The 12,607-nt window shown below is 58.0% G+C and carries 13 protein-coding genes; 6 read left to right on the top strand and 7 right to left on the bottom strand.

The genetic code is table 11. From position 1 onward, the window contains the following. The first annotated feature begins 60 nt into the window (after positions 1-60). The 3 genes from hisF to E8K88_RS01615 are packed head-to-tail and all read left to right on the top strand — an operon-like array spanning position 61 to position 1,726. Positions 61-861 (top strand): imidazole glycerol phosphate synthase subunit HisF, encoded by an 801-nt coding sequence (hisF, locus tag E8K88_RS01625; protein ID WP_136404907.1) that lies wholly within the window; start codon positions 61-63, stop codon positions 859-861. 55 nt (positions 862-916) lie between these two features. Then, complete coding sequence (gene hisI / locus E8K88_RS01620) at positions 917-1,321, top strand: phosphoribosyl-AMP cyclohydrolase (protein WP_136404906.1); 405 nt, start codon at positions 917-919, stop codon at positions 1,319-1,321. An 18-nt stretch (positions 1,322-1,339) separates the two neighbouring features. After that, a complete protein-coding gene (locus tag E8K88_RS01615; protein WP_136404905.1) occupies positions 1,340-1,726 on the top strand; it encodes a phosphoribosyl-ATP diphosphatase in 387 nt (128 codons plus the stop codon). Positions 1,727-1,799: 73 nt separating this feature from the next. Here the strand turns inward: E8K88_RS01615 and E8K88_RS01610 are convergent, their stop codons facing one another. The 7 genes from E8K88_RS01610 to E8K88_RS01585 form a co-directional block, all read right to left on the bottom strand. Further along, positions 1,800-2,711: a bifunctional GNAT family N-acetyltransferase/nucleoside diphosphate kinase regulator gene (locus E8K88_RS01610; protein ID WP_136404904.1), complete on the bottom strand. Its 912-nt coding sequence runs from the start codon at positions 2,709-2,711 to the stop codon at positions 1,800-1,802. Between the two features lie 98 nt (positions 2,712-2,809). Further along, complete coding sequence (locus E8K88_RS01605) at positions 2,810-4,318, bottom strand: glycoside hydrolase family 3 protein (RefSeq protein ID WP_168797218.1); 1,509 nt, start codon at positions 4,316-4,318, stop codon at positions 2,810-2,812. 1 nt (position 4,319) lies between these two features. Continuing rightward, positions 4,320-4,487 (bottom strand): hypothetical protein, encoded by a 168-nt coding sequence (locus tag E8K88_RS17965; RefSeq protein ID WP_168797217.1) that lies wholly within the window; start codon positions 4,485-4,487, stop codon positions 4,320-4,322. 226 nt (positions 4,488-4,713) lie between these two features. Further along, complete coding sequence (gene lpdA / locus E8K88_RS01600; protein WP_136404902.1) at positions 4,714-6,132, bottom strand: dihydrolipoyl dehydrogenase; 1,419 nt, start codon at positions 6,130-6,132, stop codon at positions 4,714-4,716. A gap of 12 nt (positions 6,133-6,144) precedes the next feature. Continuing rightward, complete coding sequence (locus E8K88_RS01595) at positions 6,145-7,464, bottom strand: dihydrolipoamide acetyltransferase family protein (protein ID WP_136404901.1); 1,320 nt, start codon at positions 7,462-7,464, stop codon at positions 6,145-6,147. 1 nt (position 7,465) lies between these two features. Continuing rightward, positions 7,466-8,470, bottom strand: a complete 1,005-nt coding sequence (locus E8K88_RS01590; RefSeq protein WP_136404900.1) for an alpha-ketoacid dehydrogenase subunit beta — start codon at positions 8,468-8,470, stop codon at positions 7,466-7,468. A 10-nt stretch (positions 8,471-8,480) separates the two neighbouring features. Next, positions 8,481-9,752 carry a thiamine pyrophosphate-dependent enzyme gene (locus E8K88_RS01585; RefSeq protein WP_136404899.1) on the bottom strand — a complete coding sequence of 424 codons (1,272 nt, stop codon included), beginning with the start codon at positions 9,750-9,752 and terminating at the stop codon, positions 8,481-8,483. 273 nt (positions 9,753-10,025) lie between these two features. Here E8K88_RS01585 and E8K88_RS01580 point away from each other — a divergent pair, with 273 nt between their 5' ends. The 3 genes from E8K88_RS01580 (at position 10,026) to dapA (ending at position 12,569) form a co-directional block, all read left to right on the top strand. Then, positions 10,026-11,291, top strand: a complete 1,266-nt coding sequence (locus E8K88_RS01580; RefSeq protein WP_205879999.1) for an MFS transporter — start codon at positions 10,026-10,028, stop codon at positions 11,289-11,291. A gap of 138 nt (positions 11,292-11,429) precedes the next feature. Beyond that, positions 11,430-11,564, top strand: coding sequence for a hypothetical protein (locus tag E8K88_RS18460; RefSeq protein WP_276606646.1), 135 nt, complete (start codon positions 11,430-11,432; stop codon positions 11,562-11,564). A gap of 105 nt (positions 11,565-11,669) precedes the next feature. Then, positions 11,670-12,569, top strand: coding sequence for a 4-hydroxy-tetrahydrodipicolinate synthase (gene dapA, locus E8K88_RS01575; protein ID WP_136404898.1), 900 nt, complete (start codon positions 11,670-11,672; stop codon positions 12,567-12,569). Positions 12,570-12,607 lie beyond the last annotated feature (38 nt).

Here is a 12,607-nt window from a genome sequence, read left to right as displayed (position 1 = left end):
TTGGCGTCGTGTGCATCGCAGGGCACCATCTTTTTTTCTTTGACTACAACAGGACATCTTATGCTGGCCAAACGCATCATTCCATGCCTTGACGTGACTGGCGGTCGCGTGGTGAAGGGGGTCAACTTTGTCGAATTGCGCGATGCGGGCGACCCGGTCGAGATTGCAGCACGTTACAACGAGCAAGGCGCTGACGAGCTGACTTTTTTAGACATCACAGCCACCAGCGATGGGCGCGATTTGATCTTGCCCATCGTCGAAGCGGTCGCTTCACAAGTGTTTATTCCGTTGACGGTGGGCGGGGGGGTGCGCACGGTTGCTGATGTGCGCCGCCTGCTCAATGCGGGCGCGGACAAAACCAGTTTCAACTCGGCCGCCATTGCCAATCCAGATGTGATCAATGAGGCCTCTGGCAAGTACGGCTCACAATGCATTGTGGTGGCCATTGATGCCAAGCGCCGCAGTGCAGAGGCCGAGCAGGTACTCAATGCCCAAGGCCAACCCGTCGGGCCCGGCTGGAATGTGTTCAGCCATGGTGGACGCAAAGACACTGGGCTTGATGCGCTGCAATGGGCGCAGGAAATGGCGCGGCGCGGCGCGGGCGAGATTTTGCTGACCAGTATGGACAAGGACGGCACCAAAAGCGGTTTTGATCTGGCCTTGACCCGGGCAGTCAGCGATGCGGTGCCGGTGCCTGTGATTGCCTCGGGCGGGGTGGGCACCTTGCAGCACATGGCCGATGGCATTACCGAAGGGGGAGCCGATGCCGTGCTGGCGGCCAGTATCTTCCACTTTGGCACGTTCACTGTTGCGCAAACCAAGCAATACATGGCCGAGCGTGGCATTTCGGTGCGTCTGTAAGCACCGCGCAAAGCGGTGTGGGCGATACGAATCTCAATAGGAAAGCAAACGCAAGATGACAAGCAATGACAACAGCTGGTTGGATGCCGTGGCCTGGGACGACAAGGGCCTGGTGCCAGTGATTGCGCAGGAAAAAGGCACGGGCGATGTGTTGATGTTTGCCTGGATGAACCGCGAAGCCTTGGCGCAAACGGCAGCCATTGGTCAGGCCGTTTATTTCAGCCGCTCGCGCAATAAACTGTGGCACAAGGGGGAAGAGTCCGGGCATTTCCAGGACGTGCACGAGATTCGTCTTGACTGCGATAACGATGTGGTGCTGCTGACTATCACGCAACACGGCCATACGCCTTCGATTGCTTGCCATACCGGGCGCCATAGCTGCTTTTACCAACGTCTGGAAGCGGGGCAGTGGCAGGCCGCCACGCCCGTGCTCAAAGACCCGGGTAGCATTTACAAGTAAATCCAGAAAGTACGATTCATGAGCTCAACGCCCGTTTCTCAGGCTGACGCTGTCAGCGCAGATGCTTTGTTTGCACATCTCAGCCAGGTGCTGCATGCGCGCAAACCAGCCAATGGTGGCGATCCAGCGGCCAGCTATGTGGCCAAGCTGCTGGCTGAAGGCAAGGCACCCGATTCTTTTTTGAAGAAGATTGGTGAGGAAACCGCCGAGGTCATCATGGCTGCCAAAGATGTAGAGCAAGGCCACAAGAGCAAAGCGGATCTGGTGTATGAAGTGGCCGATTTGTGGTTTCATACACTGGTGGCGCTGACCCATTTCGATATCAGCGCCCAAGATGTGGTGGCTGAGCTGGCGCGCAGAGAAGGTGTGAGCGGTTTGGTTGAGAAAGCCTCGCGCAACGCTTAGATTTTGTTCACAATACCGACGTGACTGCGTGGGGATTTTGAACAGGCTCTAAGGCTGGCAATGCACACGCAGATCACAAGTGATAGTGGCCAGCTGCTTCGGGCTGGTACAACACCTTCTGAATCTGAATTTGCTGCGTCTGGCCATTCACACGCCAATCGACGCAATCGCCTTCGCGGTAGCCCAGAATGGCGGTGCCAATATCCGAGAAGATCGACAGCTTATGGGCGCTGTAGTCGGCATCTTCCGGGTAGACCAGGGCGACATCCAGCTCTTGCTGGTTCATGCGCAGCAAAGCTCTGGAGTTCATTGTGACCACTTGCTGTTGGACCTGGCTGGGCTCGACCACCATCGCACGCGCGATCTCGTGCTCTAGCTCAAACAGCGATGGGTTGTGCTCAATCTCGACCAGCTGCCGCAACCGTGCTTGGTCCAACTCAGTCATGACGATGTGGTTGCTGCCAGCGGCAGCACCATTGCGCAGTTGACGCAGATAGCGGGCGGCATCGATCGTGTACGAATGCAGCTTGGGTGTCTGGCTGCTGAGCTCGAAACCGCAGCGCTCAAAGGTCTTGACCGAGCGCGTGTTGTCCGTGTGGATTTTGGCAATCAACTGCTCGGCACGCATTTCAAAAAATGCCAGCTTCATGCCTTCATGCAAAGTACTCGCACCCAAGCGGCGGCCCCAGTTGTACTGATCGCCAATGACCAACACGATCTCACAATCGCTGCCATTTTTGATCAGGCGTACAAAACCAACTGGTTTGTCGCTGCTGTCGCAGGCCATGAAGAAACGGCCACCCTGGTTGAAGAGGTGCGTGACAATGGGCAGCTGCACCCTGTTGATCGCTTGTTCGATCGATTGGGCGCTGTGGTGTGAATCGCTCAGGTAGCGAGTCACATCGTCGTCGCGCATCCAATCGACCATTGTGAAAGCATGGGTCCGGGTAATTTCCGGACACAGCGAAATGAAAGGCTTGTTCATCTTAACCACCCTTGGTTGCAAGAATGAAAGCCCTTCATGGCATGTAGGAGGCGCTCTAAAGTCCCCTGACCATGACGGTTCTTTCGGCAAACCCATCATTATAACTGAGCGTGCAAAAGGGTCTTTTCTTGCTCTGCAGTAGCCATTGCAGTGGGGCGGAAGAAGCGCGCAATGCGTGCATGGGTTTGCGGGCTTTGGCTCAATTGCAGCTCACCTCGTGCCATCGCTGTCAAAGCACAGTCCATGGCTGGGTAGTACTGGTCAGAGTCATACGAAATGAGCACCAGGTCCACGCCTGCATTGAGTGCACGCACTGTGCTTTCGCAAATGCCATAGCGGTGGTAGAGCGCGCCCATATTGATGTCGTCGGTCATCAGCAAGCCTTGGTAGCCCCAGTCTTGGCGCAGCATCGCCACCACTTTGGGTGACAGCGAGGCTGGGGCATTGGGGTCAAGGTCTTGGACGATCACATGCCCCAGCATTGTCGCTGCTGCCTGCGGCATGCTGTGTTGAAACGGCAGCCAGTCGCTTTGTTGCAGCCAGTCGCTGGGCGTGTCCAGTCTGGCGGTGAAGTGGTGGGTGTCGGTGGTGACGCGGGCCAGCCCAGGGAAGTGCTTCAAAGTCGCTTGGATGCCACTGCTGTTGAGGCCGTCAATATAGGCGCTGGTGGCTTGTGCGACCACGTAGGGCGAAGCACTCAGGGCGCGCTTGGATAACAGGGTATGGGTGTCAAAACCGACCTTGGTATCCGCGCTGGGGCTGAGGTCAGCAATGGGACCCAAGTTGAGATTGACGCCCAAGCCGCGCAGTTCTCGCCCTTGTTCATGGCCGTAGTTGTACACCGCCAGCAAGGCATCGGCGGCGGCTTTGTGTGCGCCAGTTGGGCCAGCCATTTCGTCTTCGAGCGAAGTGGGCAAATCGATGAGCAATTCGGCCAGGGAAGGGCGGCTTTGCAGCGGTGGGCTCATGTGCTCGACCGCTCCGCCTTCCTGGTCGGCGGCGATGATCAGCTCAGGCAAGCCATTGCGATGGCGCAAGCGTTGCAGGGCCATGATCTCGCTGCGGATTTCAAAGGCGGATTTGTCCCGCACATTGGCGCTGCGTAAATAAATGCCTGCAATGGCGCCGCGTTCGGCCAAGACGGCCGCTTCTTTGAAATCGCGGTAGCTGATGATGAAGTGGCGGCCCAGAGTGTTCAGGTTTGGGCTCTCGGATGCATGCTCCAACACGCTGCGCTTGGCTTGTGCGAAGCCCCAGACTTGCCAGCTGGCAGCGATGGCGCAGCCAGTAAAACAGAACAGCAGCAATGCCCATTCCAGCATCGATACCATACGCCGCCATTGTTTGGCGGGTGCAATCGCTGAAGCGTCTGCGAGCAGCCAGCGTCGCAGCAAGCACCAGGCACCAATGCCGCCCAGCAGGCACAGGCCCAGCGCCATGGGCAGAACCCATGTGCGGATAATCAGCAAATAAGGACTCAGTGGTGCCCAAGCCAGCACCACAGTGATCGGAACGAGCAGCCATGCAGTTAAACGGATCAGATGCAGCGAGCGCTTGGGCAGTGTGCGTTGTTGCAGCGCGTGTAAGGTAGGGTGGATAGGTGGCATATCAGACCTTTGCATCGTGGTGCAACTGCGAGGGATGCAGCGGCTTGTGCATGAATTGGCCGCCTGCGCTCAGCTGGTAGCTGTGGCCACTGCTGGTTGGCCTTTGTGTGCTGGGCTGGGGTGCTGACGCGCCATTGCGGCGGTCTGTTGTGCTGGGGTGGTAGGGCATCCTGACTCCTGGTCTGTGTGGTTTGTCAGACAGCGAGTGTGCAAATCTGTTGAGAAATGCAGGTGAATGCCGGGTGAAGTCCGTGTGCGCCCAATGCGAAGTGAGCCAGGCATGCGGCGGCGGACTTTTGCCGTGTATGCGTTGTCGCGGAGATGATGAACAGGCTCTTAGTACATAAAAAAACGACGGCTTAACAGCCGTCGTTCTTTATGTTTATAGGCTGCTTTTACACATGCAACGCATGGCCCAGCGCACGCAAAGCGGTTTCCTGAATCGCTTCACCCAAGGTTGGGTGCGCGTGGATGGTGTGGGCCACATCTTCCAAATAAGCACCCATTTCCAGTGATTGGGAAAATGCCGCGGCCAGTTCGGCCACATGGCCGCCGACGGCTTGCCAGCCTAGGATACGGTGGTTGTCCTTGCGGGCAACAACACGGATAAACCCGCCTGTGTCCTCCAGCGTCATGGCGCGGCCATTGGCGGCAAACGGGAACTGCGCGCTCAGCACTTCGTGGCCAGCTGCCTTGGCCTCTGCAGGCGATAGGCCGACGCTGACAATTTCCGGATCGGTAAAGCACACGGCCGGAATTTGCTGGGGCTGGAAGTGGCGTTTTTTCCCGCTGATGATTTCGGCCACCATCTCCCCCTGGGCCATCGCGCGGTGCGCCAGCATCGGCTCACCGGTGATGTCCCCAATCGCCCAGACATTTTTCATGCTGGTTTTGCATTGGTCATCGACCAGCACAGCGCGGCCTTTCATCGTCAGCTGCAGGCTCTCTAGTTGAAAGCCTTCGGTGCGCGGTTTGCGTCCTACTGCCACCAGAATCTGGTCGGCTTTGAGCGTGGTGGTTTTGGCGTTTTCGTCGCCAGCAGGGCGTATTTCAACGCCTGTGGCCTTGCCTTTGGCTGGGCCCACAACCTGGTGTTTCAGATACAGCTCAATGCCCAGTTTCTCCAAACGGGTGTGTACGGGCTTTGTCAACTCCGCGTCGTAAGCGGGCAAGATGCGCTCAGCCGCTTCGACCACGGCTACTTGTACGCCCAGCTTGCGGTAAACAATGCCCAGCTCCAGACCAATATAGCCGCCGCCCACGACAATCAGCTTGTTCGGCAATTGGCGCGGTGACAAGGCCTCGGTTGAGGAGATGGTGGTCTTGCCATCAAACGGCAAGATAGGCAGCGCAATCGGCACTGAGCCATTGGCCAGCAGCAGGTGCTCGCACTGGATGCGGTGCGTGGTGCTTCCAGCGGCATCGCGCACCTCCACGGTTTTGCCGTCGATGATCTGCGCCCAGCCTTCAATGACCTGGACCTTTTGGCGCTTGAGCAAAGCGCCTACGCCGCTGGTCAGTTGCTTGACAATACCGTCTTTCCAGGCCAAGGTTTTGGTCCAGTCGAGCGCGGGTTGCTGCAGCGAGATGCCTAGGTCCGAGCCTTGCTCGGCATAGGCCTGTACTCGGGCAAATTCACCGGCCGCATGGATGAGCGCCTTGGACGGAATACAGCCGATGTTCAGGCAAGTGCCGCCCAAGGCTGCGCCTTCGATCAAGGTGGTTTGCAGGCCGAGCTGGCCGGCGCGAATCGCGGCAATATAGCCACCGGGCCCGCCGCCCAAGACCAGTAGTTGGGTATGAATGGTTTGCACAGGAGTATGTCCTCAATCAATAAACAGCGTCGCTGGCGTCTCCAGCAGGCTGCGCACAGCCTGGATGAAGCGCGCCGCATCCATGCCATCGACCACGCGGTGGTCGAACGAGGACGACAGATTCATGGTTTTACGCACCACAATCTGGCCGTTCATCACGACGGGTTTTTCAACCAGGCGGTTCACGCCAACAATGCCGACTTCGGGATAGTTGATCACCGGTGTGCTGACAATGCCGCCCAGCGCCCCGAGGCTGGTCAGCGTGATGGTTGAGCCGGTCAGCTCATCGCGCGTGGCTTTGCCGCTGCGTGCGGCTTCAGCCAAACGGGCGACTTCGCTGGCATTGCCCCACAAATCGCGTGATTCGGCATGGCGCAATACGGCAACGACCAAGCCGTTGTCGGTTTGCGCGGCAATGCCCAGGTGCACGCCTTCGTAGCGTGTCACCACGCCGGCATCGTCGTCATAACGGGCATTGATTTGCGGGAAGTCGCGCAGCGCCACCACCATCGCGCGCGCAATCAACGGGATCAGCGTGAGCTTGCCGCGTGTTGCGCCGTGCAGATTGTTGAGCTTGTTGCGCAGCGCTTCCAACTCGGTCACATCGACTTCTTCCACATAGGTGAAATGCGGGATGCGGCGCTTGGCTTCTTGCATCTTCTCGGCAATCTTGCGACGCAGGCCAATCACTGGTACTTGCTGGCTGCCCGTGCGTGGTGCGTACTGTGTGATGCAAGCGGCCATCGCGCTATGGCCTTGCTGGGCCTGGATGTAGGCATCCAGATCTTCGTGCAGGATGCGGCCTTGTGGGCCGCTGCCATGCACGTATTGCAGCTCAATGCCCAGGTCCCAGGCGCGTCTGCGCACAGCGGGCGAGGCCAGTGGCGCTTCGCCAAATTGCCGTGTTGCCACAGGTGCAGGCGTTGCGGGTGCACGCGCACTGCCTGCGGCAGCTGGCGCAGAAGGTGCTTTGGCTGCTGGGGCAGGTGCTTTGCTTGCAGCCGCTGGTGATTGCGCTGGCGTTGGTGCAACGGCCTCTGCTGCTGGCGCAGCAGATTCTGCGGCGGCTTGTGCGCTGGTATTGCCTGCGCCTTCGACTTCGATGCGAATCAGCTCGGCGCCCACCGCCATCATTTCGCCCAATGTGCCGCCCAGCGCCAGGACCTTGCCTGCAACGGGCGAAGGGATTTCGACGGCGGCCTTGTCGGTCATGACGTCGGCCAGGTTTTGGTCCTCGCTAATCGTGTCGCCGACCTGGACATGCCAGGCGACCAGTTCGACCTCTGCAATGCCTTCACCAATGTCGGGCATTTTGATGATATGAATTCCCATGTTATGCCTCCATCACTTTCTTGAGCGCTTCACCAACCCGTCCAGGGCCTGGAAAGTACGACCATTCTTGCGCGTGCGGGTAGGGGATGTCCCAGCCGGCTACGCGCTCAATCGGTGCCTCAAGGTGATAAAAACAATGCTCTTGCACGAGCGCGAGCAGCTCTGCGCCAAAGCCGCTGGTTTTGGTGGCTTCGTGCACCACCACGCAGCGGCCGGTTTTTTGTACCGACTTGACGATGCTGGGCAGGTCCAGCGGCCACAGGCTGCGCAAGTCCAGGATTTCGGCATCGACGCCGGTTTCCTGGGCGGCTGCCTCAGCCACATACACCATCGTGCCGTAGGCAATGACGGTGACGTCTTTGCCCTCGCGCACGACTTTGGCCGATTCCAGCGGCACGGTGTAGTGGCCATCGGGCACTTCGCCTAATGCATGTTTGGACCAGGGCACGACCGGTTTGTCGTGGTGGCCATCGAACGGACCGTTGTAGAGGCGCTTGGGCTCCAAGAATACGACCGGGTCGTTGTTTTCAATCGCAGCAATCAGCATGCCTTTGGCGTCATACGGGTTGCTGGGCATGACGGTGCGGATACCGCAGGTGTGCGTGAACAGCGCTTCTGGGCTTTGGCTATGGGTTTGGCCCCCATAAATACCGCCGCCACATGGCATGCGAATCACCATCGGCGCGGTGAAGTCGCCCGCTGAGCGGTAGCGCAACCTGGCCGCTTCGGACATGATTTGGTCCAGTGCCGGGTACACATAGTCAGCAAACTGCACCTCGACGACTGGACGCAGGCCATAGGCGGCCATACCGACTCCAGCGCCGACAATGCCGCTTTCGGTGATGGGCGCATCAAACACCCGGTTCTTGCCGTATTTGGCCTGCAGGCCTTCGGTGCAGCGGAATACGCCGCCAAAGTAGCCAACGTCTTCACCGTAGACGACGACGTTGGAGTCGCGCGCGAGCATTTCATCCATGGCCGAGCGCAGGGCCTGGATCATTGTCATTTTTGCCATTTCAGACCCCCAATTGCTGGCGTTGTGCGACCAAGTGCGCGGGCATGTGTTCGTACACATCGTCGAACATGTCAGCCGCTGTGCGTTGCTCACCACTGATCAAGGTGCCGTTTTGCTCGGCTTCTTTTTGCGCGGCCAGCACCTGCGCTTCCAATTCGGCTTGCACGCTTTGGTGCTCTTGCTCACTCCACGCACCCAGGCTGATCAGGTGTTTGGACAGGCGCACAATCGGGTCGCCCAGCGGAAAGCGCTGCCAGTCATCGGCCGGGCGGTATTTGCTTGGATCGTCCGAAGTGGAGTGGGGGCCGGCGCGGTAGCTGACCCATTCAATCAGCGTTGGGCCATTGTTGTTGCGGGCACGCTCTGCGGCCCAGCGTGAGGCGGCCAGCACGGCCAGGTAATCGTTGCCATCGACCCGCAGTGAAGCAATACCCATACCCACACCACGGGCTGCAAAGGTGGCACTGGTGCCGCCAGCAATGGCCTGGAACGTCGAGATGGCCCACTGGTTGTTGACCACGTTCAAAATGACAGGCGCGTTGTAGACCTGTGCGAACACCAGTGCGGTGTAGAAGTCGGCCTCAGCGGTGGCGCCATCGCCAATCCAGGCCGTTGAGATGCGGGTGTCTTGCTTGATCGCTGAGGCCATTGCCCAGCCGACCGCCTGCACGTATTGCGTACCCAGATTGCCCGAGATCGAGAAGAAGCCGTATTTCTTGGACGAATACATGATCGGCAACTGCCGGCCTTTGAGCGGGTCTGCGGTATTGGAGTAGATCTGGTTCATCATCTCCACCAGAGGCATGCCGCGCGTGATCAGAATGTTCTGCTGGCGGTACGAGGTAAAGCACATATCGTCCTGGTTGATCGACATGGCCTGGCCGACACCAATGGCTTCTTCGCCCAGGCTTTGCATGTAAAACGAGGTCTTTTTCTGTCGCTGTGCGATCACCAGGCGCGAGTCAAAGGTGCGCGTGAGCATCATCAGACGCAAACCTTGACGCAGCTCGTCAACGCTGGCCTTGGGGTTCCACGGGCCAACTGCCTGGTGCTCTTCGTCGAGCACGCGGATCAAGGTGTCTTTCAGGGTAATCGTGTCTTCGTAAGCACAGTCAGGGGCGGGGCGTGCCACTTCACCTGCTTTTGACAGCTTCAGAAACGAGAAGTCGGTTTTCTCGCCGGGGCGTGCGGATGGCTCAGGCACCGTCAGGCGCAGTTTGCCTTTGCCCGGGCCTTTGCTTGCGCTTTTCGCGGGCCCTTTGGGTTTGCTCATGGTTGTCGTCTCCATGTGGATTGTGTCCACCGATAAAGTCATTGACGAGAAATGGGTGACATCTCTCGCATTTCTATATTCACAGCCGGGTTGCAGCCTTCGAATACAGCTGTTCATCAATGTAGCAATGGGTGTGGCACAAGTGTGGTGGTGTAAACCCGAAGTCGCAGCGCCAAGCGGTTCTTTTGGCAGCAATGGTGCCAGCACGATTGTTGATTTTTCCTTAAGATGCCGGCCATCTCTGTTCTTATTACAACGTTTCGCTGGATCTGTATGTCCTCTTCAATCAGTCAATCGCTCCCACAGCTGTCGATGAAACAGGTGCTGCTATGCGGTGCCATGGTCGTGACTTTGTCGATGGGTGTGCGCCATGGTTTCGGCTTGTGGCTGCAGCCTATTACCAGCGAGATGGATTGGACACGCCAGAATTTCTCGATTGCCTTGGCGATTCAAAACCTCGCCTGGGGTTTGTTTGGCGTTTTTGTTGGCATGGCGGCTGACAGGTTTGGCGCCTTCAAAGTGTTGGCCGCTGGTGCTGTGTGCTACAGCGTGGGGTTGCTGGGCATGGCGTATGCGCCTACGCCATTCTGGTTTGCGATGTTCACTGGCGTTTTGCTGGGGCTGGCGCAAGCGGGCACGACTTACGCGGTCGTTTATGGTGTTGTGGGGCGGCAGATCCCGGCTGAGAAGCGTTCTTGGGCGATGGGGGTCACAGCCGCTGCTGGCTCATTTGGCCAGTTTTTGATGCTGCCATTAGAGGGTGGGCTGATCAATGCCTTGGGCTGGCAATCGGCGTTATTGGTATTGGCTGCGGCGATGTTGGGCATCGTGCCATTGGCGCTGGGCTTGCGTGAGCCGCAGTTTGCCAAAGCCAGCAAGCGCTCTGCTGCGGCTGCGCCAGTGGGCAATCCTGCCGACATCCAAACCGCCCGCCAAGCCATGAAAGAGGCCTTTTCGCAGCCGAGCTTCTTGCTCTTGGCCGCCGGCTATTTCGTATGCGGCTTTCAAGTGGTATTTATTGGCGTGCACATGCCCAGCTATCTGCGCGACTACAACATGCCGGCCTATGTCGCGACGTATTCGCTGGCCTTGATCGGCCTCTTTAACGTGTTTGGCACCTATCTGGCGGGGTGGTTGGGCCAGAGCATGGAGCGGCGCAAGATTCTGTCCTTCATCTACTTTGCCAGGGCGGTAGTGATCGCGGTCTTTCTGCTGGCGCCGCTGACGCAGGCCAGTGTTTATATTTTCTCGGCTGTGATGGGCACTTTGTGGCTCTCGACCGTGCCACCAACCAACGCCACCGTCGCCCAGATTTTTGGCGTGCGGCATTTGTCTATGCTCAGCGGCGTGGTGTTTTTTGGCCACCAGGTAGGCAGCTTCATGGGCGTTTGGCTGGGCGGCTATTTGTATGACCGCACCGGCAGCTATGACGTGGTTTGGTATATTGCCATTGCATTGGGCATCTTGGCGGGATTGGTGAATATTCCGGTCAATGAGAAGCCTTTGGTGCGCAAGCCGGTGTTGCAGCCGGCCATGTAAGATCGTGAACAGGCTCTAAGAGCCTGTTCAAAGTCTCCGCGGCTGCCTGGAGATGGTGAACTGGCTCCAAGCGCCTTGCGCACAGAATATTTGGCCGGTAGAGGGCCGCTTTGTCAGCTTTTTTTGTAAGGATGCGTTATGGACAAAAGGCTTGGATGGCGTTTGCTGTGGGCCTTGGTCGCAGCCGCTGTGTTGTCTGCGGTGTTTATGCTGTACGCCGACCCTATGCTGATGGTTTACATGGCCAATCAGCTGTGGTCGTGCTTTGGCTAGGCTGTTTGCGCACAGTGGTTTTTGCTGGTGCACTGCTTAAACTGCATTGGGGCTGTTGAGGCTGCACTAGAATGGTATTTTTTTGGCAGGTAATTGATTTTTCTTATGGCATCCTCTGCAATCGCATTAACGGGCAGTATCGTCGCCCTTGTCACACCACTGCTTGAAGACGGCAGCGTCGATTACCCAAGCTTGCGAAAGCTGGTGGACTGGCATATCGCGCAAGGCACTGATTGCATCAGCGTGGTTGGCACGACCGGTGAGTCCCCTACGCTGAGCCATGAAGAGCACCACGAAGTCATCCGCGTCACGGTTGAGCATGCCGCAGGCCGCGTGCCCGTGATGGCTGGTTGCGGTGCGAACTCAACCGCAGAGGCGATTTCCTTGGCCAAGTACGCCAAGAAAGTCGGTGCACAAAGCCAATTGCAGGTGGTGCCTTACTACAATAAACCTACCCAAGAGGGCCAGTACCAGCATTTCAAGGCGATTGCTGAAGCCACCCCTGATCTGCCAATCTACCTCTACAACGTGCCGGGGCGCTCGGTGGCTGATTTGCAGCACGAAACTGTGCTGCGTCTGGCACAAATCCCGAGCATCATTGGTATCAAGGAAGCGACTGGCGATATCGCCCGTGCGCAATGGCTGATCCGAGATGTACCAGACGATTTTGCCGTCTACTCTGGTGATGATCCAACCGCAATCGCATTGATGCTCTGTGGAGGTCACGGCAACATCAGTGTGACAGCCAACGTTGCACCAGCACTGATGAGCGCGCTGTGCAAAGCCGCAGTTGCTGGCAACGCGAGCGAGGCCAATGCGATTCAGCGCCAATTGCTGCCACTGCACAAGGCACTGTTCAATGAGGCCAATCCCATTCCTGTGAAATGGGCAATGCATCGCATGGGCTTGATTGGCCCTACATTGCGCCTACCAATGACTCAGCTGGCCCCGCAATACCACCAGCCTTTGGAGCAGGCGCTGCGCTCGCTGGGCTTATTGGCTTGAGGGAACTGATTCTTTCGCAGACAATCCCAGTTTTGGTC

Source organism: Lampropedia aestuarii, from assembly GCF_004803635.1.
In the GTDB taxonomy this organism is placed as follows: domain Bacteria; phylum Pseudomonadota; class Gammaproteobacteria; order Burkholderiales; family Burkholderiaceae_C; genus Lampropedia; species Lampropedia aestuarii.
Note: the sequence above shows the minus strand (reverse complement) of the source record. Positions and strands in the feature narration are given on the sequence as shown.

What these genes read in the sequence shown, in the direction of transcription:
- E8K88_RS18460 (WP_276606646.1), top strand. Translation starts at nt 11,430, where the DNA reads ATGGACAAAAGGCTTGGATGGCGTTTGCTGTGGGCCTTGGTCGCAGCC.
- E8K88_RS01605 (WP_168797218.1), bottom strand. Translation starts at nt 4,318, where the DNA reads ATGCCACCTATCCACCCTACCTTACACGCGCTGCAACAACGCACACTG.
- dapA (WP_136404898.1), top strand. Translation starts at nt 11,670, where the DNA reads ATGGCATCCTCTGCAATCGCATTAACGGGCAGTATCGTCGCCCTTGTC.
- E8K88_RS01590 (WP_136404900.1), bottom strand. Translation starts at nt 8,470, where the DNA reads ATGACAATGATCCAGGCCCTGCGCTCGGCCATGGATGAAATGCTCGCG.
- E8K88_RS01610 (WP_136404904.1), bottom strand. Translation starts at nt 2,711, where the DNA reads ATGAACAAGCCTTTCATTTCGCTGTGTCCGGAAATTACCCGGACCCAT.
- hisF (WP_136404907.1), top strand. Translation starts at nt 61, where the DNA reads ATGCTGGCCAAACGCATCATTCCATGCCTTGACGTGACTGGCGGTCGC.
- E8K88_RS01595 (WP_136404901.1), bottom strand. Translation starts at nt 7,464, where the DNA reads ATGGGAATTCATATCATCAAAATGCCCGACATTGGTGAAGGCATTGCA.
- E8K88_RS01580 (WP_205879999.1), top strand. Translation starts at nt 10,026, where the DNA reads ATGTCCTCTTCAATCAGTCAATCGCTCCCACAGCTGTCGATGAAACAG.
- E8K88_RS17965 (WP_168797217.1), bottom strand. Translation starts at nt 4,487, where the DNA reads ATGCCCTACCACCCCAGCACAACAGACCGCCGCAATGGCGCGTCAGCA.
- E8K88_RS01585 (WP_136404899.1), bottom strand. Translation starts at nt 9,752, where the DNA reads ATGAGCAAACCCAAAGGGCCCGCGAAAAGCGCAAGCAAAGGCCCGGGC.
- E8K88_RS01615 (WP_136404905.1), top strand. Translation starts at nt 1,340, where the DNA reads ATGAGCTCAACGCCCGTTTCTCAGGCTGACGCTGTCAGCGCAGATGCT.
- hisI (WP_136404906.1), top strand. Translation starts at nt 917, where the DNA reads ATGACAAGCAATGACAACAGCTGGTTGGATGCCGTGGCCTGGGACGAC.